Origin of the sequence: Flavobacterium sp. C4GT6 (assembly GCF_036347315.1) — a bacterium.
Classification (GTDB): domain Bacteria; phylum Bacteroidota; class Bacteroidia; order Flavobacteriales; family Flavobacteriaceae; genus Flavobacterium.
Map to the genome: position 1 here is coordinate 158,415 of NZ_JAZGZU010000007.1, position 25,276 is coordinate 183,690.

The window sequence follows — 25,276 nt, forward strand, 5'->3', positions numbered from 1 at the left end:
GTAAATTTGTGATACATAATTGTAATAATGTGATATGAGGAGGCTTAATCAGTTTGAGACGTTGGTAATACATGAATTTGAGGAAGATAAGTTCCATCTTCCGACCCATACCCATACCTATTATGAGCTTATTTATATATTAAGCGGACACGGAATACACGAACTTAACAATAATATGATTCCGTATAAGGCGGGCGATTTATTTGCGTTAGCCCCTGAAGATCGTCATTATTTTGATATCAAATCCAAAACCCGATTTGTGTATATTAAGTTTACCGACAGTTATTTCAGTTCCAAGAAAAATCTGGTGACCGACGATTTGGTGCTTAATACGCCACAATCTATAATGCGGGAAAAGATGCTAAAGGAAACATTGCTTAAGCTTGATGAGCCCTGTGCCACTATACTGAAAAATACGGTTAATAATATCACGGCCTATAACTGCCGTAAGGATGTTTCGACTTCGCCTATTGTTTTTTATCAGATACTTTCCATTTTCGGACTCATACGGGAAACTGTGAAGGGAATGGAGTTACCCATACGTGGATGCACCTTTAATGATAATCAGGTGCTATCATATATTCATGAAAATATATACAGTCCTAAAAGTATACAGAGTAAAGCTATAGCGCAGCATTTTAATATTGCCCAAACGTACTTTAGCGCCTATTTTAAAAGGAACTTCGGGATTACCTATAGGGATTATATCAATAACCTTAAAGTGCAGCTTATAGAGAAAAGGATAGCAGGTAAAAACATGCCCATTAAACAAATTGCTTATGAGTTTGGTTTTACCGATGAGAGCCATCTTACCAACTATTTCAAGAAGCATAAAAAGGTGAAGCCAAGCGAATATGTTAAAAATCAATAGCTTATTTTAACATTTAGATGCGTTTTTTTAATAATCTTATGGGAAAAACCTGATGTTGAGAGTTTTATATTTGAATACTAAACACATTACTAATTAAAACTAAACATTATGAACATGAGATTGCTAAAAAACACGCTTTTTGCCGGTTTATTTGTAGCAGCATTAAGCTTAACTTCTTGCGGTGAGAAGAAAGAAAATAAAGATGCTGAAATGGAAAACACCGAGACTATGGACACTCCTGACGAAAGTGTGGATATGGATGTAGACGTAGATGTTAACCAGGATTCAACAGATGTAAAAGTTGAAATGGATTCGATGCATTAAAATTGTATTTAAAATAATATAGAGGCAGCCAATTGGCTGCTTTTTTTATTCCTGTAAAAGGTGTTGAGCAATGATGTTCCATTGTTTTGCATCATGCTGAAGGAGGTAAATTCCCTGTACTTCAAACTGCACTTTATAGGGCTTATTTTTATATACTGACCATGCTTTTTCAAACTCCGGATAGGTAAGATCGCGGTATCCAATAGTCATGTGCGGGTGGTAGTCGTTATCATGGAACTGTATTTGGGTGTTAGGGAATGCTGTGGCGAACTGTTTTATAATGCTTTGCTGAACAGATAATAATTGAGCAGAATATTCCGGCTGTACATATATAACCGGAGCTTTACTGTTGTTAAAACACCCAAACCCATTTAATTGCAATTCGAATTTATTAATGCTGAAACTGAGGTTGTGAAACCACTGCATTAATAGGCTGTGCTCTTTTTCTTCAAGATTAAAAGGAGTTTTTAGGGTGATATGTGGTATTACTCGCAGGGCTTTATGGCTATTGTAGTTTATGGCAATATTTTTTTTAAAGGCTGTTACCTGTTCGCAAACTTCCTGCGGAGGGATTAACGCAATAAAATAACGGTTTTGTAATGGCATGGTGTTTTTATACAAATATACCTATTTGCCTTAAAACAAAATACAGCCCTAGTAGGGGCTGTATTTAAAAAGTAGTTTCTTGGCACAGATGCCGGAGGCAAGGTGTGCCGCTACAAATCTAAGTGTTTTTAGGCTTTTTGTTGTTTTCTTAAATGTTAATATATTAATTGATATTTACTTTTTAAATATTTTAACGGTCTTTGTGTTACCGCTTTCGGTTTGTAATTCCAATAAATAATTACCTGTCTGATAACCAGATAAATTAATGCTGTTGTCTCCGTTGATAAGTTCTCCGGTTTTTAAAATAGCACCTGTTATGGAATAGATAATATATTTTAATTTGGTATTGCTTGAAATGGTAAGTGTGTCTTTTACCGGATTTGGATAGATTACCGTTTTGACTAGTGTAAAGCTTTCAGTATCTAAAATGGCTTCAATTTCATTGCAGTAGGTTTCGCTTCCGCAATCGTTAGTTACGGTTACACATACATTATAGGTATTATCCTGTGTGTAAGCGTGACTTGGATTTTCTTCTGTCGATGTATTTTCATCACCAAAATTCCATTCAATACTGTTGTAAGGCTGTGACCCTGTATAAGTGAAAGTATAGCTCAACTGATTTTCAGTGTCCTGTTCAAAACTAAATTCGGGTGTTGGTAAGGTGCAGTCGCAGTTAGCAAATCCATATTTACCCACAAAAAAATCGTATCCCTGCCCTGAGTTAGACATTTGGTTTTCTCCTATAGTAAGGCTGCCGTCAAACTGTCCGCCAACATAATAACTGTTGTAGCTGTCTGCAGCTATAGCGGTGCTAAATTCATTATCACCAAAGTTAGTGTCGACCGTATTAATTTCTATTAGGTTTCCATCGGTAGTATTAAAGCTGGCTAGTAGTATATCATAGCCTTCATTAGCTTCCTGAGTAAAGGTGGTTTCTTCCCACGTTATACCGCTATGGCTTGCAGTTATAACTACCTGATTGTTATTTATTGTTATAGCATTAGCCCTGGCAGCTGCAGGGGTTTCTGCATTGGTGCTCCATTGAGCTTCTCCGTTAGCATTAAGCTTTAATATAAAAGGGAATTCATGAGGTTGACTTGATGTGAACGACTCTCCGGCAAAACTGTCATTGTTAAATGTGCCTCCGGTTATATATATATTGCTGTTGTTATCAAGGGATAAATCTTCAATAAAACCGTTTATTCCCGGAGTATTGCCTTGTTTCCATAAATAGTTGCCCTGGTTATTAAATGCAGCTATATACATGTTAGATGTTATAGTCTCTCCATTAATTGTTATGGTTCCGTCACTGTTTGTGTTACCGCCAATGTAAAAATTTCCTGTTGCATGGCTTCTTATTAGTTTGTAATTAGATAGTACGCCTGTAAATTGTATGTCGGGCTGTATAGCTTCAATAAAGGTGCCGTTAGTATCATATTTAAGTATAAAAAAGTTATCGCCTTCAGTTGTGTTTACAAATGCTCCGTTGGCATACGTCCCTTCGGGTAAAATACATAACCAGTAAGAGTTTCCTTCCGGGTCGGTTTGCAAGTCAAGTCCTAAGGAGTGAGATTGTGCTTCGGTAACAGTTACATCTTCAGCCTGTGGCATTTCAAGCCATTGAAATTCTCCTTCAGCGTTGTATTTGGTAATAAATAAGGTTTGCTTTTCCTCTCCGTCATTAGGTGAATAAGGTAGTGCTACATCTGTATCAATATTTGCCGGAAAGTTTTGAGAAGTTCGGTATACTGTACCGGCTATATAAATGTTTCCCTGAGAATCGGCTTGTATGTTTTTAATATAATCGGCATCACCGCTTCCTATTATTTTAGACCATCTGAATGTGCCGCTACAATCGTAGCTGGCAATAATGTAATCTCTGTTACTTCCGGAGTCGTATGAAGTTAAATCCATACCATCCAGTTGTAGTCCTATTTTCCCAATAGTTGCCAGGAAATACATATTCCCGTTTGAATCGGTGATTATAGATGTTGTTTTTTCTCCTCCCTGTATTTGCATAACACTACCACCGCCAGCACTCCACTGCCAGGTTTGAGAGTATGTTGCAATACTTACAGACAGTGTTGCAATGATTAAAAAAGTTTTGAGAGTAAAGTAGTTTTTTTTCATTTCATTTTTCATTAAAATCAAACGGTTGTAAAGAACAAAAGCCGGCAGTGTTTGCTGCCGGCTGTTTGTAAGGTTATGATATTATTGTATGATAAGATTTTTTTGCATCAGAATATTTCCGTTTTCCTTCATTACAACAATGTATTGTCCTGCCGGGAAGCGAGATGTGTTAACATCCCATGTTCCGTTTTGCATTGCAGGAGAGTAAGACTCCAGCATTACACCCAGTAGGTTGTAAACCTGAATTGTTTTTTCAGAATCTTTTTCAAGATAAGTGAAATTCATGCTTACGTTTTCTTTAGCAGGGTTAGGAGCAATAACAAGTTCGTAACCGTTCAATTCATCATCCATAGCTGCAGGTCTTCCTTGTGCACAGTCAGGGAATGATATTTCAAACTTGTTAAGACAAGGCTTTCCGTTAATAGTAGTTTCAGCATATGCTGTTACTGAACCACCTGCAAATCCGTTTAACGGAATCATTTGTACAGGTTGTAAAGAGCTTCCTGGCGGTATGGTTATAGATGTTGGAACAAACATACCTTCTCCGTTTGGAAGTGAAAGTGTCACCTGAATTGGAATTGAGTAAGGGTTGTATAGGTCAAAGTATACTATATAGAAGCAGTATCTTTTGTCGTATTCAGCTTTAATATCTTTAACTCTGATACGGAATTCGCACTCTCTACAATCTTTAATGTCTATACTAACTTCATCGCTTACTCTTTTACAGTATCCGTTATCTAACAATAGGGCGTAGTTACCACTGCCATATCCTGCTAAAGGAAGAGGGTTTACAGAGGTGTAGTTACCACTGTCTACAGTACTGCTGTTAAATATCCACTCCCAGTGAGGGAACGGCATATTAATGCCTCCAAGAGATCCTGCTGAAAGTAATTGCTCACAAAGTTCATAACAACCTGACGGTACATTCCAGAAGTGTACTGAAGGGTCTTTAGGTACTACTATCTGACTAGTGCTCGAACAACCGTATTCGTTTGTAAAGCGAACCTGATATGTACCTCCTGCAAGAACTTCAATTGAAGATCCGCTCATACCATTACTCCATGTAAATGTTCCCGGTCCTGAAGCAGTTGCTTCAAGTTTAACTTTATATGCCGGATCACATTCTACATTTACAATTGATATACTAGGCGCTCCCGGTATTGGTTTAACAGTTACAGTATGTGTATCTGTATCTGTACAATAACCACCTGCACCATTTGGTGTGCTAACAGTAACTTCATACGTGTATGTTGTTAAACCGGTAGCAGTATCGCTCATACTGGTCATGTTATTAAATGCAGGTAGTACTGTGCCGTTTTTCTTCCAGGTATATTGAGTTCCTGCCGGTCCTGCCGGAGTAGAAAGAGAGATGGTGCTGTTAAGGCATACCTCGTCTGGACCTGAAATACTTGCTGCGGTTGGTTTAACAAATGTTACTATTGTTTGATTGTCTACCCCAACATCTGTTGAACAGTCGTATGCTCCTGATACTTTTACCCAGTAAGCGCCTGATTGTGTTACATTAAATGTGTTTACAGCAGTAGTACCTAACGATACATTACCCTGCATCCACTCATATGATGTAGGCGTAGCTGATCCTACAGCTGCGTTATAAGTTAATGTACTTGTACTGCCTGCACATGCAAGTGCCGGTGCTGCTGTAACTGTACCATTCAGTTTGTTTTGTTTTACATTTATTGTTTTAGTAAATGTATCTGTACATCCATACTCATTGGTTACTATAAGTGTAATGTTTTTAGTACCGGTAGTGTTATACACTTTAGTAGGTGATGGCTGACGGTTGGTTGAACCATCTCCAAAATTCCATTCGTAAGTAAGTCCTGACTGAGGAGTAACTAAAGCCATATCAAATGGTGCATTCTCACAAATTTCAAGAGGTGCAGAGAATGTTGCATCTGGCATACCCGGTAAATTAATCGTTATTGTTGATGTAGAACAAGGCGGATGCCCGCTACCATCAATAGTAAGATCTAATGTATGTGTACCTGGAGTTACAGTTGTTGTAGCTGTATTTGTAGGTCCTGAATACACTGTGCTGCCATCTACTTTAAATACATAATTGTCCATACCTTCATTAGGGTAGAAGTTAGAATGATCTAAAAGTGTAAGTGTATACCCTCCAGTACCGTTACAGGTAACATTATATTTTAAATCAGGCATGTATGGTACTAAAACTTCAGTATAGTTTGTTACAACGCAACTGCCATAAGCTGCCTGATAGTAAATTCTGTATTTACCTGATTCATCAAACTGGAATTGTGCCGATGTGGCTGTTTGTGATATAACTGTAGAAGAAGGTTGGGTAAACCAGTTGAATCCTGTAGGGCTACCTGAAGCAGTAGCTGTTGCAGATATAATACCACAATTGTTTGTTCCGCTAACTGTAACAGTTTCGCCTGTAGAGCAAGGTGTAACACAGTTGTCGTTATAGATTGTTGCGTTTGTAATAGTTTTACAGCCATTGCTGTTTTCTACTTCTGCATGATAGCTACCGTAACCATAGCCTAATGATGCAAGGTTGATAGAAGTAGGGCCTGTAGCAATTAATGATCCGTTATGATACCATTTAATAGATGATGTAGATCCGAATCCAGACTGTATGTTTACTGTAAGGACATCGTTTATAGCAGATTCAGGACATACAGCATATACACCTGCAGGTGTTATACTTGCTACCGGCGCCGGGATAACTGTAATGTTTTGTGCTAAATTAAGAGGATTGATACATCCGTTAGGTAGTTCTACGTGTGCAGTGATAGTGAAATCAGTATCAGCACCATTATTATTTGGATAAGTATGACTTATTGTTGAAGCTACACTTGTTGTTACAGGTGAAGATCCGTCACCAAAATTCCATGTTACAGTTCCTGATGTTAAGCCTGCAATACTTAATGGGAATGATTCTCCTCCACAAATAGTGCTAGGAGCAACGATATTAGCAGCCGGAGTAGTTATAACATCTACATTATAAGTGAAATAATGTTCAACACCACATTTAACAACTGTTAGTTTTACCTTTTGAGGGTTAGAGACTGTTGGTGGTTCATTCCATAAAATATCTACCATTGTAGTTCCGTTTCCGGAAGAAACACTACCTGCTGTTGCCGGAACAACTTCCCAGAAATAAGATTCTCCTTCAGTATAACTAGTTTGATATGTAGCATAGCTGCTTGAACATACTTCATCATCTCCTGTTATTACAGCATTTACTGTAGGTGGAGTTACTGTTTTTGTAATAATGTTTGATGGACAGTTTGGTTCTGCTACACTTTCTCTCCAAGCATGTACAGCATATGGTCCTGTTGGGCCAAATGTTACAGTAACTTCATCACCTTGATTGCTACCTGCAATTGTTCCGTTGTCAACACTCCATACTATAACCGTACCCGGTATAGTATTGTTAACACTATAATCAACAGGGATGCCTGGGCAGGTTTCATCTGGGCCTAAAATAGCTGTAGGAGCAGTTTCTTTTGGATTTACAACGATTCCCATTTGTGCATTTTTACAAAATGCACCGCCCGAAACTGTAAGTGTATAGTTTCCTGCTGTGGCAAAGTTATAGTTAAAGGTGTTCCCTGATCCTGTTGATACAGTAGCGCCATTTTTTTTAAGTACCCAGCTACCTGAGTACCCGTTGCTTAGTACATATCCGCCTGTTGTTCCTACACATAGTGATGTAGGGCCGTTGATTTCTGCCTTTGGTTTAATTGTAATAACTAACTCTGCACTACCACCACAGTTTAACAATGTGTTGTTATACGTACAGCTAAGTGTTATGGTGCCTGAATTACCAATGGTTTGCACAACAATTTCGTTTTGTTGTTGTCTTGGTATTAGGGTCGCTCCTGTACCGTTAGCGTTTAACGACCAGTTAAATGTAGTAGATGGCCATTGCGGTAATTTGTAAATTGTTTGTTCGTTTTCACAAATTACAAGGTCTTCTACAATTGTGCCGGTGTTTTGTATTACCGGAATTGGAATTGTTGTTGGTCCTGCACAAGGAATATCACATCCTGTAGCATCAATGGTTACATAACCAAAGCCTGAAGGTCCTACATTGTCCCATACTACATCAATTGTTGGTCCATATGGAGCTGATGATACTATAGTACCACCGTCAACACTCCAGTTAAAGTTGCCGCCGCAAATATGGCCAACAAAATCTTCAACAGTATATGATGCAATTTCACCGTCACATACTACGCTTGGACATTTAATTTGAATACCAGGGAAATCGTGTACTTTAACTTCCATTTTGTACTTACTAACACAGTTACATACGTTTGTAACCGTTAGTACTACTGTATAATTTCCTGGGGAACTATATGAGTAAGTAGGTTGGAATTCTGATGAAACGTCACCGTTTCCAAATTCCCAGTAATAAGAAAAGAGATCGCTGCCTCCGTTTGTTGTAGACAGATTTGTAAAGAAGATACCTTCGTCTACACAAGCCTGAATTGGAATACCCACATAACCGGGAAGTACTCCAAAAAATGCTTTTGGTGCCGGAATGATTTCAATGCATATTTCTACGCTTTCTACCGTTCCGTCTAATTTTGTGACTTCCGCGGTCACAGTTCCGCTTCCCGGTGTACCCCACTGTACATAACAGGTAGTGGTACTTGAAGAAAGAAGTGTACCGCCGGCAACACTCCATTGTGTGGAAGACCAGTTGCTGCTGTCTCCCGTTAAAGAGTAGTTTACCCTGCTGTTTTCGCAAACCCTAACACAGGGCCCGTCTTCAATGTCTTCTCCGGGTTCTTTCTGTTCTCGATCGTCATCGAATAGATAACAACCCGTTTCGCTATCCCAAATAATTGATATTGCTTCCTGTGCCATTGTTCGGGTCGGAAGTAATAAAAATCCAAAAAGGATTAGCATCATCAAAGGCAATCGCTTTGATTGCCACGTAAAGTTTGTCATAACTGGTGATTTTGGTTAAACATCTTGTTTTTAGCTATTTAAAGTTAATCACTAAAAATGACGTTAAAATGTTAATGAAAAGCTAAAAAATTAAGATTTAGTTATGAGTTCGTTGCGAATCCTTTAACAGCGGGGTTAATTTTAAAAAATAACATTTATTGTTTAAAATGTTGTTTTTGTAACAATTGATTTGAAATATGAATAATAAATACGTGAAATCAATAAATATAAGGATATGTTATATTTATTTTTTGAATGTTGTTTTTTTGCTTTGTTAATGGCTTGTTAACCATTTATCTAACATCTGGTTAAAATTAACTTAATTTTTATCATCTTTTTCGTTCAAATATTTCCAATAACGCTTAGGGAGGTATTGAATGTGGAGTTTCATGTTCTTTCTTGCGGGTATATTAGTGCTGTTAAAATAGTCTTTCCATAGTAGGGAAGTGAGCTCTTCGCTATTACTAACAAGGTCATTTTGAAGCCTTTTTTTTGAGGTATCTATATTTTGTATAAACTCAAAAGATATGGTTTGTACAGTGTTAAGGTCATAGTATAACCCGTATTTTCTTTTAATGTCATAAATAATCCACTTTTGGTCGGCAAAGCGGTTTTTGTAAAAATTGGCTATTAGCGGGAGCACGTTAAAATCGGGCTCGGCGGGTGCATAAAATATACCGTCTGCCGTTTCCTGAAAACGTATAAAGGCCGTGAAACGATGCCTTTCACGCCCTACCATGCGGTTCATTTTAGATATAGCCATGACGTGCGGGTTGCCAAAGTTTTTTTCGGCACCCTGTGGGTTGTCAAAAATATAGCAGGCAAAATCAAAAAGATCCTGAAAGGTTTGCGGTACTTCGCTAAGGTAGGCTCTGTAAAACTTCATGAGCCAGTCGGCATTTATCTTTTTTTTGAGTCCGGTCCAAACCCTTTCGGCTTTTGCTTTGTCATTAATAATAGTATGTGTTTCGCCAAGTATTGTGGGTTGGTAATGTTTATCCCACGTTAGCTGTACTTTACCGGGTTTATACTCGTAATATTCAAAGACGGCTGTTAGCAATCCTTCCATCGATCCGTCAAACACATAGGTAACCATACTAAAACAGGCTTAATTGATTTTGAGGTACTTTAAGGTATTTGCTATTGCTTTCAGATAATATAAGGTGTTTTATGTGTTGAGGTTCGGGGTTGTTAAGCTGATAAGGGCTATCAGCACAACGCATAAAGAATTTAGCCCTGTTGTAGGCGATTCCTATTTTTTTAAGTTGGTCACTGCGCAGCTTCCCGAATTTGCGTGCCTGGATTATTTTGAGTGCTGATTGTGTGCCTATACCGGGTATACGTAATATCATACGGTAATCGGCAGTGTTAATGTCAACAGGAAACTGTTCGGGGTTGCGTAATGCCCAACTCAGTTTTGGATCAACATCTGTATCGAGGTGCGGATTTTTAGGATTAAGCAGTTCCTGTACCTCAAAGCCATAAAAACGCATAAGCCAGTCGGTTTGATACAGTCTGTTTTCACGAAGTAATGGTGGCTGGCTGCCTATTTGCGGCATACGGTTGTCATAACTTATAGGTATATAGCCCGAATAGTATACACGTTTTAGTTTGTAGTCTTTGTAATATTGGTTGGCGCTGTACATAATTTCCATATCGGTTTCGGGAGTAGCGCCAATTACCATTTGGGTACTTTGCCCTGCGGGAACAAACTTAGGGATGCTCTTTATGAGCCCGGTTTTCTTTTCGTCCTTAAACTTAGTGATGGTGTTTTGTATAAAACCTAATGGTTTTTTTACTTCTTCGTGAGATTTGTCGGGGGCGAGTAGTTTCAGTCCTCTTTCGGTAGGCATCTCAAGGTTAATACTCATCCTGTCGGCATAAAGCCCCGCTTCAGATAGTAGTTCAGGGCTCGCGCCCGGTATGGTTTTAAGGTGTATATAGCCGTTAAAACGTTCTTCGAACCTTAGTTTTTTTACAATACGCAACAGGCGTTCCATGGTAAAATCGGCATCCTTAAAAATACCCGAACTTAAAAAAAGCCCTTCAATGTAATTGCGTCTGTAAAAGTTAATGGTAAGGCTAACTACCTCGTCTACAGTAAAGGCAGCACGTTTTATATCGTTGCTTTTGCGGGACACGCAAAAAGCACAATCGTATATACAATGGTTGGTAAGTAAAATTTTGAGTAACGATACACAGCGACCGTCTTCGGTGTAGGAGTGACAAATGCCAGAGGCGCTACTATCGCCCAGTCCTTTGTTGTCATTTTTTCGGGTACTGCCACTGGATGAGCAGGATACATCATATTTAGCAGCATCGGCTAATATGGAAAGCTTTTCACGTATACGATCACTCATGCTAGATTATTTTCTACAAAGCTATGAAAATAATCTAACAGAGGCGTTGAACAAAAGTTAATTTCTAAGCTCGTGTATACGGCTAACGTATTTCCCAATTACGTCAAACTCTAAATTGATAACCGTGCCCGGTTGTATGTATTTAAAGTTGGTATGTTCGTGAGTATAAGGTATTATGGCAACGCTAAACTGATTAAGTTTTGAGTTCACTACGGTAAGGCTAACTCCGTTTACAGTGATAGATCCCTTCTCAATAGTAATGTTGCTTAGGGTTTTGTCGTATTCAAAAGTATAGTACCAGCTTCCGTTTGCTTCTTCAACGCTTTTGCAAATCCCGGTTTGGTCTACATGACCCTGTACTATATGTCCGTCCAGCCTGTCACCAAGTTTCATTCCTCTTTCAAGGTTTACCATATCACCCTCTTTCCAATCTCTTAAATTTGTTTTTTTAAGGGTTTCCTTAATTGCGGTTACGGTATAGCTGTCTTCGCTCAGGGCAACAACAGTAAGGCATACGCCGTTGTGTGATACGCTTTGGTCTATTTTAAGTTCGGGTGTTAATCCCGATAGTATGGTAACGTGAAGATTGTCGTTGTCTTTTTTTATTTCTTTTATGGTTCCAAGTGTTTCAACAATTCCTGTAAACATCCTCATTTAATTTTATAAATTTGCAATTCAAAAGTAGCAAATTAAAGCGCCATTATGACCAAAAAAGCAGAAAATGTAATTGTAGGTATATCTATAGGAGACCTTAACGGAATAGGTAGTGAAGTAGTACTTAAAACCTTTGAGGATGCCCGAATGCTGGAAATGTGTACTCCGGTGGTTTTTGCTAACGCAAAAATCATATCCTTTATAAGGAAGTCACTTCATGTTGATATTCATGTACATGGTATAGACAGCCTTGACCAGTTGGTGCATGGTAAGTTTAATGTGCTTAATGTTTGGCGTGAGGGGGTGAATATTGAATTTGGTGTAAACGATGAGAATGTGGGTAAATATGCTATCAAATCGTTTACTGCTGCTACCGAAGCTTTAAAGAATAAGGAGATTGATGTACTGGTAACAGCTCCTATTAATAAGTATAACGTACAGTCGGAAGAATTTAAATTTCCTGGTCATACAGATTATCTTAATGAGCAGCTGGAAGGTGATGCGCTAATGCTAATGGTGCACGATGACCTGAAAGTAGGTTTACTTACAGATCATGTTCCTGTTAATGAGGTGGCTTCGCATTTGACTGAAGAGCTTATAAGAAAAAAAATAACTACGATTAATCAGACGCTAAAACAGGATTTTAGAGTGAACCGACCTAAAATTGCCGTACTTTGTGTTAATCCGCATTGTGGTGATAACGGAGTGATAGGTAGTGAAGATGATACAGTGCTTAAACCAACATTGAGGAAATTATTTGATGAAGGTATACTGGCTTTTGGTCCATTTTCTGCCGACGGGTTTTTCGGGAGCAGTGCTTATGAAAAATATGATGCTGTAATTGCTGCTTACCACGACCAGGGGCTGGTGCCGTTTAAAACACTTTCGTTTGGTAACGGAGTAAATTATACCGCAGGGCTGGATGGGATAAGAACATCTCCGGATCATGGCACTGCTTATGATATTGCAGGAAAAGGGGAAGCCGATTTTAATTCTTTTAAAGAAGCCGTATATTTGGCTTTGGATATATTTAATAACCGAAACGATTATAGGGAAATAACCCAAAATCCTTTAAAAACTAAGGAAAAACAGTTATAAACAAAAAAATGTTGATAACAGGTTTGGATTTGCAATAATTTTATATCTTTGCACGCTCAAAACTGTTGTGATGAAGTGAGTTGTGGCTGTTTTAATAATCAGTCCGGCAATATCATGTGAACTTTTAAAAAACACACCACATGAAAGTTAATAAAGAATTTTTAATCCAGTTTGCTGGGTTAAAACAGGGGAAGCACCAGTTTGAGTTTGAAATAAACAAAGCGTTCTTTGATCATTTTAATTTTGATGAATATAATGATGTCAATATTAAGGTGAACCTTGTTTTGGATAAAAAGCTCACCATGCTTGAGTTAACATTTAAGCATAAGGGTACGGTAAATGTGCCTTGTGATCTTTCTAATGAAGATTTTGATTTGCCGATAAAAGGCAAGCTTGACCTTATTGTGAAATTTGGTGAAGAGTTTAATGATGAAAACGAGGAGATGCTGGTTTTACCACACGGAGAGTACCAGGTGGACGTAGCGCAATATATATATGAAATGATTGTGCTTTCGGTTCCGTCAAAAAGGGTGCATCCGGGTATTAAAGACGGCACTATGGATGCAGAAATATTAAACAAACTTGAGGAGCTTGCTCCAAAAGTGGAACATAAAAAAGAAGAAGATACAGATCCCCGATGGGACGAATTAAAAAAACTATTAACGGATAAATAATATAGTAAAATGGCACATCCTAAGAGAAAGATCTCGAAAACGAGAAGAGACAAGAGAAGGACGCACTATAAAGCGTCTGTTCCTCAAATCGCTACATGTCCAGTAACCGGAGAAGCGCATTTATACCACAGAGCTTACTGGCATGAAGGTAAAATGTACTACAGAGGACAGGTAGTTATAGACAAACAGGAAGCGGTTGCTTAATTGTTAAGATATAAGAGAAAAACTCTCACCATGTGAGAGTTTTTTTGTTAAACGCAATCTATTTGAAAATAAGGGGGGATATTACAAAGGATTTTATATTTTTTTTGTAATTTCCACCGCTTTTTCAAATTCCCGGATTTGAATAGAAATAACTTATCCTTATGAACAAAATAACAGCCGCCATTACTGCTGTAGGGGCTTACGTGCCAGATTATGTCCTGTCGAACGAGGTTTTAGAAACCATGGTTGATACAAACGACGAATGGATTACTTCCCGTACAGGAATCAAAGAAAGGCGTATACTTAAAGATAAAGATAAAGGAACTTCCTTTTTAGCTATAAAAGCAGCACAGGATTTGCTGCAAAAATCAGGAACTAAACCGGAAGATATCGATATGGTGCTTCTGGCTACCGCAACTCCTGATATGCCTGTGGCAGCCACCGCAGTTTATGTGGCTACACAAATAGGCGCTGTTAATGCCTTTGCATACGATTTGCAGGCGGCATGCTCCAGTTTTTTATACGGTATGTCTACCGCAGCCGCTTACATTCAAAGCGGACGATATAAAAAAGTACTTCTTGTAGGGGCAGATAAAATGTCTTCAATTATAGATTATACTGACAGGGCTACCTGTATCATTTTTGGCGATGGCGCAGGTGCTGTGCTATTTGAACCAAATGAAGAGGGTTATGGACTTCAGGATGAATATTTAAGAAGTGACGGTATTGGTCGTGAGTATCTTAAAATAGATGCGGGCGGATCTATACTTCCTGCTTCAGAAGAAACTTTGGCAAACAAACAACATTATGTTTTCCAGGACGGTAAAACCGTATTTAAATATGCGGTATCTAACATGGCCGACGTAAGTGAGAAGATAATGAATCGCAACAACCTTTCACATGATGATGTAGATTGGTTAATTGCACACCAGGCTAACAAGAGAATTATTGACGCTACTGCGTCAAGAATGAATCTTGATGACTCTAAAGTATTAGTTAATATCGAGAAATACGGTAATACTACATCAGCAACATTACCATTATTGCTTAGCGATTTTGAACATAAGTTCAAAAAAGGTGATAACCTTGTGTTTGCTTCCTTTGGAGGCGGTTTCACATGGGGATCGATATATCTTAAATGGGCATACGATAAAAAATAGAACAGACTAAACAAAATTCGGAAATTATGGATATTAGAGAAATTCAAAACCTAATTAAGTTTGTAGCAAAATCCGGTGCTACCGAAGTAAAATTAGAAATGGATGATTTTAAAATCACCATCAAAACTACAGAAGCTGGTACAGAGGCTGCTACTACTTACGTTCAGCACGTTCCTGTAAGCCAACCGGCTCCACAGGCAGTTCCGCAACAGGCTCCTGTAGCTGCTGCTCCTGTAGCTGCTGCTCCGGCCGCTGCTGCTACAGAAGACGATTCTAAATACGTAACTGTAAAATCACCTATAATAGGTACTTTATATAGAAAACCATCTCCGGACAAAGCTCCGTTTGTAGAGGTTGGAAGCACAATCTCTAAAGGAGATGTGGTTTGTGTGATTGAAGCAATGAAGCTTTTCAACGAAATCGAATCTGAAGTGTCTGGTAAAATCGTTAAGGTATTAGTTGACGATGCTTCTCCGGTAGAGTTTGATCAGCCATTATTCTTAGTTGATCCGTCATAAGGAATTTTAAATACTTATTGCTAAATGAGGAGTAACATCCTCATTTGCTTTATTTAAAATATACAGTTCAAATAAAAAATCTCAAGCAATGTTTAAAAAAATATTAATTGCAAACAGGGGAGAGATTGCACTACGTGTAATTAGAACCTGCAGGGAAATGGGGATCAAGACTGTGGCCGTTTATTCTACTGCCGATGCAGAAAGCCTTCACGTAAAATTTGCTGATGAGGCTGTATGTATAGGTCCGGCTCCAAGTAATTTATCATATCTTAAAATGTCTAATATTATTGCTGCTGCAGAAATTACAAATGCAGACGCAATACACCCTGGATACGGTTTCCTTTCAGAGAATGCTAAGTTCTCAAAAATATGTCAGGAGCATGGTATTAAATTTATTGGTGCATCTCCTGAGATGATCGAGAAAATGGGAGACAAGGCTACTGCTAAAGCTACAATGAAAGCAGCAGGTGTGCCTTGTGTACCGGGATCAGACGGACTATTAGAGTCTTTCGAGCAGGCAGATAAACTAGCCAAAGAATTTGGTTACCCTGTAATGCTTAAAGCTACTGCCGGTGGTGGTGGTAAAGGTATGAGGGCTGTTTGGAAAGCTGAAGACCTTTTAAAAGCATGGGAAAGCGCAAGGCAGGAAGCCGGTGCTGCTTTTGGTAACGACGGTATGTACATGGAAAAACTTATCGAAGAACCAAGACACATCGAAATTCAGGTAGTGGGTGATTCTTATGGTAAGGCATGTCACCTTTCTGAAAGAGACTGTTCAGTACAAAGACGTCACCAGAAACTTACTGAGGAAACTCCGTCTCCTTTCATGACAGATGAGCTTCGTCAGGCAATGGGTGATGCTGCTGTTAAAGCTGCCGAATATATTAAATATGAAGGTGCCGGTACGGTAGAGTTCCTTGTGGACAAGCACAGGAATTTCTATTTCATGGAAATGAACACGCGTATTCAGGTAGAGCACCCTATTACAGAGCAGGTTATTGATTATGACCTTATCCGTGAGCAGATTTTAGTAGCTGCTGGTGTGCCAATTTCAGGTAAAAACTATCTTCCGCAACTACACTCTATCGAGTGTCGTATTAATGCAGAAGATCCTTATAACGACTTTAGGCCATCGCCGGGTAAAATTACTACCCTGCACATGCCCGGAGGACACGGTGTGCGTTTAGATACTCACGTTTATTCAGGGTATACTATTCCGCCAAACTATGACTCTATGATCGCCAAGCTTATAACTACTGCCCAAACAAGGGAAGAAGCGATAAACAAAATGAAGCGTGCATTAGATGAGTTTGTAATAGAAGGTATTAAAACTACCATTCCTTTCCACAGACAACTTATGGATGAGCAGGCCTATGTAGAAGGTGACTATACCACTAAGTTTATGGAAACCTTTAAAATGAATGAGCCTAAGCAATAAGCTATAGCCATATTTTTAAAGCCCCGCTAATCAGCGGGGCTTTTTATTTGTGGTTTATTTAGTTATTAAAAGCAACTCGTCGGGAAAATCAGTCTCTTAATCGAGGCTTTTTTTCTTAAGAATGTTTTCTTTTTATATTAGTCGCATCATTAACTAAAAACATACTCCAACCATGACCAAAAAATTAACGTGCAGGGTAAAAAACCTTGTTAGTACACTAGTTCTTGTTTTACTGTTTTGTGTAACAGCTAATGCTCAGGATAAAGTTTCTGAAGGAGCTGCTAAAGTTACTACACACATGAAGTCTCAGTTATCGCTTAATGATAATCAATACTCACAGGTGTTAGCTATTAATAAAGATTATCTAAAAAAACTGGATGAAAATCCGGGTGCTACTGCTGTGCAGAGATCTAAAAAGAAAAAGGCTTATGATGAGGACAGAGATAAGAAACTGAAGTCGGTTTTAAACGATTCTCAATACAAAATATACATTGCAAACCGTTCTGCGAACGCAAGAGTATATAAAGAGGCGCTTAAATAATAATTTTAACAAAACTTTAACGTATTTAAAATTTAATTAAAAATAATGTAAAGCTAGGTTAAATCAGGCCTTCGCGTAATTTATTATTTAATTTTATTTTTTATGTTATATAAATCTTAAGAATCCATTAGGGTTTTTTGACCATTAGGTGTTAATTTTGTAAACGAAAAAGAAAAATTAAACCAAAAAAACTATGAAAAAGTTAGAGATGCCCTTGTTTAATAACAGCTGTGGCAAACTTTTTAATGACAAAATCATTCTGGCTTCTGCTCACAGAGAGAATGAGATTGAATTTAAAGAGGTAAAAAAAATCAAATTTGGTATGAACACCGATTTGAAATCGATTATGTGGGCATTGATGCCAACAAGTATTTTTGTGCTTTTGTATATGCAACGCAGTATGCTTGATGCGTCTATGTTCTTTTTACTTTCATTTGTAGCTATTGGTATTTCTGTATTTACAGTTGCCATGAGTGAAAAGAGTTATTATGTTCTTGTAAAAATGAGAGATGGTGAAAACCTTAAATTAAGGGTTTCTTCAGATAATAAGAAGGATGCCAAGAAATTTGTTGAAATGTCTGTAAAAAGGCACTCAAGGTATTCAAGATCAGGTTCTAGTCTTAAAGTGGTGAAAGAAGCTGCTTAACGATATAAAAGTTGATAAAAGAAAGCCCCTGAATTTTCAGGGGCTTTTTTATTTAAAAGCTTTCTGCTGATGCTCTTTTCCAAAAATGCATTAATGACTGCGGTACTGTAGATTCGTCCAGTAAACAGCCTCTATTGAGTTCTGGATAGGTTTCTTCAAAGGTTTCTATCTTAATTCTGTCTACTCGCATACTTACGGCGCTTCTGCCTACTTCGTCAGGATGCCTTAATCCGGCAGATGCCATTAATTCCATGGCGCTTTTTACAGTTTCTTCCTGGAAGCGTGCTACACGTATTTTTTTCTCTTGTGGTACAAGTCCCTTAACAAGGGTTGGATCTTGAGTGGCTATGCCTGTAGGGCAGGTATTGGCATGGCATTCCAGAGCCTGTATACAGCCAAGAGCAAACATCATCCCTCGGGCAGAATTACAAAGGTCGGCTCCTGTAGCTAGCGTTTTTACAATATCAAATCCGCTTACAATTTTTCCGCTGCAAATAATTTTTATCTCGTCTTTTATACCAAAGCCTACAAGGCAGTCATAAACAAAGGCAAGAGCATCGCGTAACGGCATTCCTACGTGGTCAGAATATTCCTGTGGTGCAGCACCTGTTCCGCCTTCACCGCCATCAACCGTTATAAAGTCAAGATAAGTTTGGGTTTCAACCATTGCCTTACAAATGGCGATGAATTCTGATTTGTTACCTATACAGATTTTCATCCCAACTGGTTTTCCACCCGAACCTTTACGGAGCAGCTTCACAAAATCCATAAGTTCTAACGGATTGGTAAAAGCCGAGTGGTAAGGTGGAGATACAATGTCCTGTCCTTTTTTTACAATCCTGATGGCTGCAATTTCATCGGTAACTTTTTCTTTGGGTAGTATACCTCCGTGTCCCGGTTTGGCTCCCTGAGAGAATTTTATTTCAATCATTTTAACCGAATCCATAACGGCACGTTTGGCATATTCGTCATAACTGAATTTGCCGTCGTGGTCACGACAGCTAAAGTATCCGGTACCTATATTCCAAACTAAATCGCCACCTTCCTTTAAGTGGTAAGGCGATAATCCACCTTCGCCGGTGTTATGGTAAAACCCGCCTATTTTGGCTCCGGCATTAAGTGCCAGTATGGCATTTTTACTAAGAGAGCCGTAGCTCATAGCGCTAATGTTATATAGACTTGCCGAATAAGGTTGCTCACATTGCGATGAGCCTATTATGACTCTTGGCTTAAAGTTAATGTCGTTAAAAGGAATGGCTTTTATGCTGTGGTTTATCCATTGGTAACCTATGTCGTAAATATTTAGCTGAGTACCAAAGGGCATGGTGTCCAGTTCTTTTTTACTGCGTTGGTAAACCAGGCTGCGTTGCAGTCGGTTAAAAGGTTTTCCTTCAAGATCGGTTTCTATAAAGTACTGACGCATTTCGGGTCCTATGGATTCCAGTACATAACGAAGACGGCCCAGAAGGGGGAAATTTCTTCGGATGGTTTTTTTAGACTGGTACATGTCATATAAACCCATAAATATTAACGGAAGGAATATTAACAGCAGTAAAATGGATTTCCATTCAATGTAGGTAAGTAGGGCAATAATTGATAATGATGTAACGCAGAATATAAGAAATATCTTTCTCATAAGTAATAATGGTTTTTTGTTGAATGCAGTGATTGTTTTTTAAGTATAGTAAAGATATAACTTTAAGCCCTGTATTTGTTAGGTTTTATTAATTTGAATTTATTATAAACAAAAACCCCAAAGCCATTGGCTTTGGGGTTGTATAGTAGTAAAACCGGATAGTTTTATTTAATGTCTAATTTTTTAGCAATAGATGAAGGAACGCCGCCTTTGTGTAACAGGATAGCAGTAGTTTTGTATTTTACAAAGTTTTTAGTCATGTACATATACCCCTGGTAATCGTTTGTAGCACCCCATGAGTTTTTGATAATGTAATACTCTTTACCGTTTTGGTCTTTAGTGATACCTACAATGTGCATACCGTGATCGTCAGTAGTGTTGTAGTTGTCAAAAGCTTCCTGGCGAAGGTCTTCAGTTATTTCCATTTCAGGCTGAGGGCCTTTAAAAATAGCTTCTCTTTCCTGTGGGTTCATTTCTTTGTAGTCTTTTGCAGGGATATAAGCTACACCGTTAGTCCAGCTAAATCCTTTTTCGCTAACATCACCGGCCCAAGCTACAGAGTAACCTTTTTTAAGAGCATTGTCAATAATGTCTGTAAGCTCATTCATTTTAACGTTGTATACCTGATCAAGAGACCAGTTGTCCGGTACCATAAGAGTGAACTTAGTGTAGTAAGGGTGCTCTTTGAAAGAAGAGATCTCTACATAATCATCGGCATTTATACCTACAACTTCTTTAGCAAAAGTTTGCGGAGTGTATGTTTTTCCTTTGTACTTAAATGTTTCAGGAACTTCACCTAGGTAAGAGTCGATAACAGCAGTATAGGCTTTAATCCAGTTTGGAGTAAGTTCTCCGTTAGGGTTTTTTACAACAGCTTCAAGAAGACCTTGTGCCATTGTTTGCATTTCTGCAAATCGGTTACTTTTTGTACCATAGTTAAGCCCGGTGTACTCGCTTTGCGGTAAAGCACCGTACTGACGGTACATGTTTATTACATCGTGTAATGCACCACCGTCACCTAAAGTTATAGCACCGTGCATACGCACATAGTTTTTACCTTTTTCGATATAAGCATTACGTGCTGTATATATCTGAGAGATTTCGATAGGTTCTTTGCCCATTCTTATCATTTCTGACTCGATGAATGAGTTTGCCGAATAGCTCCAGCAGGTGCCTGATGATCCCTGACTTTTTACAGGAGTGTTTTCAATGTTTATTACTTCGGTGAATTCAAAAGAATCCTTACTGTTTGCACTCTGGTTGTTCTTTAAAGAGTTAACCAGATAGTCTTGTGCAAATCCGGCATGAATACCTGCCAACAGCATAGTTGCTGCAAGAAATGGTTTAACTGAAAATTTATGCATAGTAGTTTTAATTATATAGTTTTCAAAATAGTCGCTAAAAGTACTTAAATGTTACAGGTATTACAAAGTTTCTTTAAGCCATTTAAAGAACTCTCTTTGCCATACCATTCCGTTTTGAGGTTTAAGTACCCAGTGGTTCTCATCCGGGAACATTACAAAACGGCTTTTAATACCGCGTAACTGTGCTGCCTGGAAAGCTTCCTGTCCCTGCCCTATAGGTACCCTGAAATCTTTATCACCCTGGAAAATAAGTATTGGAGTATCCCACTTATCCACATAATTTATAGGGTTAAACTGAGAGTATGTTTTTTGAGCAACAGCATTGTCTTTTTCCCAGTATGGTCCGCCACTGTCCCAGTTGGTAAAAAATACCTCTTCGGTAGTACCATACATACTTTGAAGGTTAAATACACCGTCGTGAGCAATAAAGGTTTTAAAACGTTTGTTGTGGTTTCCGGCAAGATAGAATACAGAGTATCCTCCGTAGCTGGCACCTATAGCTCCAAGTCGGGCTTTGTCAACATAAGATTCTTTAGCTACATCGTCAATAGCCGAAAGGTAATCGTTCATTACCTGTCCGCCCCAGTCTTTACTAATAGCTTCGTTCCATTCTACACCGTGACCCGGCATACCTCTTCTGTTAGGAGCAACAATGATGTATCCCTGCGCTGCCATAACCTGGAAGTTCCAACGGAAAGAGTAGAATTGTGACAGTGCCGATTGGGGACCACCCTGACAGTAAAGTAGGGTAGGGTATTTTTTAGAAGCATCAAAATCAGGTGGAAGTATTACCCATACCAGCATCTTTTTGCCGTCGGTAGTGGTAACATATCTCTTTTCTGTTTTACTTAGTTTTATTGTGGCGTAAGCAGCATCGTTAACGTGGGAAAGCTGATTCCAGTTTCCTTTTTTAAGGTCGTAGCTGTAAATCTCGTTTGCATGGTTCATGTCAGATCGCATTACGATAATATTTCTGCCGGAAAAACCTACAACACTGTTTACATCCCAATACCCGTCTGTTAACTGGTTTACTCTGATTGCTATTTTAGTAAGCCCCGGGAAGTTAACCTCAAACAATTGTTTTGTTCCGTCTATAGGGGCAAGGAAATAAACCTTTTTACCGTCTTCACTCCATGTAAACGAATCTACAGTTCCGTCCCATCCGGCAGTAAGGTTAATGTCCATTCCTTTGTGGCGAACAATAATGTCGTTCTTATCGGCTTCATAACCGTCACGCTTCATTTGTAGCCAAGTAAGGTCACCCTGTGGTGAAAATGCGGGCTGGGTATCATAACCCGGATTGTTAGGAGTTAAATTCTTTGTGGTTTTTGAAGAAATATTGTACTCATACAAATCAGTATTCGTACTGGTAGCGTAGGCTGTGCCTGCTTTCTTTTTGGAAACATAAACTATGTTGCCCTCAGGAGTCCAGGTGTAATCTTCCTCGCCGCCAAATGGCTTTTGCGGAGAATCATATGGCTCATCCTTCATGATGTCGGTAAAATTGTCAGTGTCATTTACCGGGCTGTAACCTACATGGTTGTGTTTTCCTTCGTTCCATGTATCCCAGTGGCGGTAATCCAGTCCGTCATATATTTGTACGGTAGATTTGTCTAACTCAGGGTAGTAGTCGCCTCCGTTAACTTTTTCAACCTTAACTTCCTGGCTGCTTAAAAGGTATTTTCCGTCAGGCGACAGGTTACGGTCTTTAAGCAGGTTTTTGTAATCTTCAACTTCAGTAGCATTGCCTCCGTTTAAAGGTATACTGTAAAACTTGGAGTCAAACTTGTTTTCTTCTACCGATGGTACGGTTACTTTATAAACTATGTTTTTTCCGTCTTTGGTAATACCAAGGGCGCTAACCCTTCCTAATTTCCAAAGCAGTTCGGGAGTCATGTGTTGTGCCGAAGCAGATAATCCCATAATACTCAAGGTTAAAATAAGTAGTTTTTTCATCTAAAATCTATGTTAAACGGCCTTAAAAGTAGTGAATTTATTTAATAGGAAAAATTTAGAAAAATGGCTGTTTTTTTGTTAGGGAAACAATAAAGAATACCAGTTGCTGTTAAATGTTTGAAAAAAGCGTAAAAGAACTATTTAAAAACAATAAGACAACCAATGATTAAAAAAATATAGCTAATTTCACAAACTTAAAATTAAAGGCATGTACGGGTATGGTTTTTGATGAAAGATCTGCTGTTTTTTGCCTTTGTATAGCGGTGCTTTTGCACTTATTTTACCAACACGATATTTAATTAAAAAGATATGGACAGTTTCCACTGGACACAGTTATTAAACCCGGAATTTTACATTAACCTTGAAGTTGGCGGCGTTGCCGTAGGTATATACGTTGTATTGTTTATCATTTTTGCCGAAACCGGACTTTTTGCCGGGTTCTTCCTTCCGGGGGACAGTCTTTTGTTTCTTGCTGGGATTTACAGTACAGAACTTATGCGTTCGCTGGTTTATTTAGAAGGTGATTTTTTAAATGTTTTAGTTTTAGCATTATTAGTAGCCGGCGCAGGTGTTGTAGGAAATACCTTTGGGTACTGGTTTGGTGCTAAAAGCGGAAACTTCCTGTACAACAAGAAAGATACTTTTTGGTTTAAAAAGAAATACCTTATCCAGTCGCACGACTTTTTTGAAAAGCACGGCGGAAGGGCTATTATTTTTGCCCGTTTCTTCCCTATCATCAGGACGTTTGCGCCTATTATTGCAGGGATAGTGAAAATGGAGCATAAAAAATTTATGCTGTACAATATCATAAGTTCTATACTTTGGGCGTTTACGCTTATATTCGCAGGGCACTACCTGTATGAGCTTTTCCTTAGTAAGCTGGGTATTGACCTTAAATTGTATATTGAATATATTATATTAATTATAGTTGCCGTGACTACGGTGCCGTTAGTCCTTAACGCTCTTAAAGGTAAAAAGGTTACCGAAGAAGAAGCTAAAGAGGAGGCCGAAAAGCATGGGCATTTTTAAAATATGAATCTTAGCTATTGGGAAATTAAAAACTGGTACACGGGTGTAGATTATACCGTGGTGGGAAGTGGTCTTGTAGGGCTGCACACTGCGCTTCGTCTTCGTGAACGTTTTCCCGACAGCAAGATACTGGTGCTGGAAAAAGGGCCTTTACCACAGGGAGCCAGTACTAAAAATGCCGGATTTGCCTGTTTTGGCAGTATATCTGAAATTATTGAAGACCTCAATACACATACCGAAGAGGAGGTTGTAAACCTGGTGCACAAGCGCTGGAACGGACTCAAATTGCTTAGAAGGCGACTTGGGGATAATGTTTTGGATTATAAACCTTTTGGCGGGTATGAACTTTTTCTGGAAGATAATAGTGATGGTTATGAAGAATGTCTTCGCAAACTGCCGTTTGTGAACGATGTACTTCGTCCGTTATTTAAGTCGGAAGTGTTTAATAAGGAGATAGATCGTTTTGTCTTTAAAGGGATACAGGAATATCTTGTTTTTAATCCGTTTGAAGGACAGGTGGATACCGGTAATATGATGCAGGCTTTACTAAAGCAGGCTACTGCCCATAACATTCATGTACTTAACAGCCATGCTGTAACCGGATGGCATGAGCAAACCGACCATGTTCAGGTGAATATTGGCGGATTTGCATTCAATACCAAAAAACTTCTTTTTGCTACCAATGGTTTTGCCGAAGAACTTACCGATAAAGCCGTAAGGCCGGCAAGAGCACAGGTGCTTATTACAGAGCCTATCCCTAACCTGGATATTCGTGGTACTTTCCATATGGATAAAGGGTATTACTATTTTAGGAATATTGAAAACCGAATTCTTTTTGGCGGTGCCCGTAACCTTGACTTTGAAGGGGAGACCACTACCGAATTTGGTGAGACCGAACTGATACAAAACAGACTGGAGCAACTGCTTCGTGAGGTTATTCTACCGGAAACCGATTTTAAAATTGCTCATCGCTGGAGTGGTATTATGGGAATGGGGAGCCATAAAAAACCAATAGTAGAGCAGGTGTCACAACATGTATACTGTGGTGTTAGGCTTAGCGGTATGGGTGTGGCTATAGGCAGTATGATTGGTACAGAACTGGCCGATTTGGTTTAGGCTT

The 25,276-nt window shown here is 38.7% G+C and carries 21 protein-coding genes; 12 read left to right on the top strand and 9 right to left on the bottom strand.

Features of this window, described 5'->3' with window-relative positions; translation table 11 throughout:
• Positions 1-34 precede the first annotated feature (34 nt).
• Positions 35-871 carry an AraC family transcriptional regulator gene (locus tag V3Z67_RS10560; RefSeq protein ID WP_330443271.1) on the top strand — a complete coding sequence of 279 codons (837 nt, stop codon included), beginning with the start codon at positions 35-37 and terminating at the stop codon, positions 869-871.
• Between the two features lie 114 nt (positions 872-985).
• Positions 986-1,195 carry a hypothetical protein gene (locus tag V3Z67_RS10565; RefSeq protein WP_330443272.1) on the top strand — a complete coding sequence of 70 codons (210 nt, stop codon included), beginning with the start codon at positions 986-988 and terminating at the stop codon, positions 1,193-1,195.
• A 45-nt stretch (positions 1,196-1,240) separates the two neighbouring features.
• Here the strand turns inward: V3Z67_RS10565 and V3Z67_RS10570 are convergent, their stop codons facing one another.
• The 6 genes from V3Z67_RS10570 to V3Z67_RS10595 form a co-directional block, all read right to left on the bottom strand.
• Positions 1,241-1,801, bottom strand: coding sequence for a 2'-5' RNA ligase family protein (locus tag V3Z67_RS10570; protein WP_330443273.1), 561 nt, complete (start codon positions 1,799-1,801; stop codon positions 1,241-1,243).
• 174 nt (positions 1,802-1,975) lie between these two features.
• The gene (locus V3Z67_RS10575) at positions 1,976-3,931 is read right to left on the bottom strand and encodes a PKD domain-containing protein (RefSeq protein ID WP_330443274.1); all 1,956 of its coding nucleotides are present in this window, start codon (positions 3,929-3,931) and stop codon (positions 1,976-1,978) included.
• A gap of 81 nt (positions 3,932-4,012) precedes the next feature.
• The gene (locus tag V3Z67_RS10580) at positions 4,013-8,878 is read right to left on the bottom strand and encodes a PKD domain-containing protein (protein WP_330443275.1); all 4,866 of its coding nucleotides are present in this window, start codon (positions 8,876-8,878) and stop codon (positions 4,013-4,015) included.
• Between the two features lie 319 nt (positions 8,879-9,197).
• On the bottom strand, positions 9,198-9,974 hold the full coding sequence (locus V3Z67_RS10585; protein WP_330443276.1) for a TIGR03915 family putative DNA repair protein: 777 nt from the start codon (positions 9,972-9,974) through the stop codon (positions 9,198-9,200).
• 1 nt (position 9,975) lies between these two features.
• On the bottom strand, positions 9,976-11,238 hold the full coding sequence (locus tag V3Z67_RS10590; protein ID WP_330443277.1) for a putative DNA modification/repair radical SAM protein: 1,263 nt from the start codon (positions 11,236-11,238) through the stop codon (positions 9,976-9,978).
• 57 nt (positions 11,239-11,295) lie between these two features.
• Positions 11,296-11,886, bottom strand: a complete 591-nt coding sequence (locus tag V3Z67_RS10595; protein WP_330443278.1) for a riboflavin synthase — start codon at positions 11,884-11,886, stop codon at positions 11,296-11,298.
• Positions 11,887-11,940: 54 nt separating this feature from the next.
• Here V3Z67_RS10595 and pdxA point away from each other — a divergent pair, with 54 nt between their 5' ends.
• From pdxA to V3Z67_RS10635, 8 genes are all read left to right on the top strand, one after another.
• A complete protein-coding gene (pdxA, locus tag V3Z67_RS10600) occupies positions 11,941-12,990 on the top strand; it encodes a 4-hydroxythreonine-4-phosphate dehydrogenase PdxA (protein ID WP_330443279.1) in 1,050 nt (349 codons plus the stop codon).
• 140 nt (positions 12,991-13,130) lie between these two features.
• Positions 13,131-13,664: a YceD family protein gene (locus V3Z67_RS10605; protein ID WP_330443280.1), complete on the top strand. Its 534-nt coding sequence runs from the start codon at positions 13,131-13,133 to the stop codon at positions 13,662-13,664.
• 9 nt (positions 13,665-13,673) lie between these two features.
• Complete coding sequence (gene rpmF / locus V3Z67_RS10610; RefSeq protein WP_035133354.1) at positions 13,674-13,868, top strand: 50S ribosomal protein L32; 195 nt, start codon at positions 13,674-13,676, stop codon at positions 13,866-13,868.
• 161 nt (positions 13,869-14,029) lie between these two features.
• Positions 14,030-15,028, top strand: coding sequence for a beta-ketoacyl-ACP synthase III (locus tag V3Z67_RS10615; protein ID WP_330443281.1), 999 nt, complete (start codon positions 14,030-14,032; stop codon positions 15,026-15,028).
• Positions 15,029-15,054: 26 nt separating this feature from the next.
• Positions 15,055-15,546 carry an acetyl-CoA carboxylase biotin carboxyl carrier protein gene (gene accB / locus V3Z67_RS10620; protein WP_330443282.1) on the top strand — a complete coding sequence of 164 codons (492 nt, stop codon included), beginning with the start codon at positions 15,055-15,057 and terminating at the stop codon, positions 15,544-15,546.
• Positions 15,547-15,634: 88 nt separating this feature from the next.
• On the top strand, positions 15,635-16,984 hold the full coding sequence (accC, locus tag V3Z67_RS10625) for an acetyl-CoA carboxylase biotin carboxylase subunit (protein ID WP_330443283.1): 1,350 nt from the start codon (positions 15,635-15,637) through the stop codon (positions 16,982-16,984).
• Positions 16,985-17,156: 172 nt separating this feature from the next.
• The gene (locus tag V3Z67_RS10630) at positions 17,157-17,525 is read left to right on the top strand and encodes a hypothetical protein (RefSeq protein WP_330443284.1); all 369 of its coding nucleotides are present in this window, start codon (positions 17,157-17,159) and stop codon (positions 17,523-17,525) included.
• A 193-nt stretch (positions 17,526-17,718) separates the two neighbouring features.
• A complete protein-coding gene (locus V3Z67_RS10635) occupies positions 17,719-18,171 on the top strand; it encodes a hypothetical protein (RefSeq protein WP_330443285.1) in 453 nt (150 codons plus the stop codon).
• Between the two features lie 52 nt (positions 18,172-18,223).
• Here V3Z67_RS10635 and V3Z67_RS10640 read toward each other — a convergent pair whose 3' ends face one another.
• From V3Z67_RS10640 to V3Z67_RS10650, 3 genes are all read right to left on the bottom strand, one after another.
• Positions 18,224-19,807, bottom strand: a complete 1,584-nt coding sequence (locus V3Z67_RS10640) for an FMN-binding glutamate synthase family protein (protein ID WP_330443286.1) — start codon at positions 19,805-19,807, stop codon at positions 18,224-18,226.
• 164 nt (positions 19,808-19,971) lie between these two features.
• Positions 19,972-21,171: an aminopeptidase C gene (locus V3Z67_RS10645; RefSeq protein ID WP_330443287.1), complete on the bottom strand. Its 1,200-nt coding sequence runs from the start codon at positions 21,169-21,171 to the stop codon at positions 19,972-19,974.
• A gap of 60 nt (positions 21,172-21,231) precedes the next feature.
• A complete protein-coding gene (locus V3Z67_RS10650; RefSeq protein WP_330443288.1) occupies positions 21,232-23,127 on the bottom strand; it encodes a S9 family peptidase in 1,896 nt (631 codons plus the stop codon).
• A gap of 309 nt (positions 23,128-23,436) precedes the next feature.
• On the opposite strand from V3Z67_RS10650, the gene V3Z67_RS10655 reads away from it, so the two are divergent.
• Positions 23,437-24,156, top strand: coding sequence for a DedA family protein (locus V3Z67_RS10655; RefSeq protein WP_330443289.1), 720 nt, complete (start codon positions 23,437-23,439; stop codon positions 24,154-24,156).
• 3 nt (positions 24,157-24,159) lie between these two features.
• Positions 24,160-25,272 (top strand): NAD(P)/FAD-dependent oxidoreductase, encoded by a 1,113-nt coding sequence (locus tag V3Z67_RS10660; protein WP_330443290.1) that lies wholly within the window; start codon positions 24,160-24,162, stop codon positions 25,270-25,272.
• Positions 25,273-25,276 lie beyond the last annotated feature (4 nt).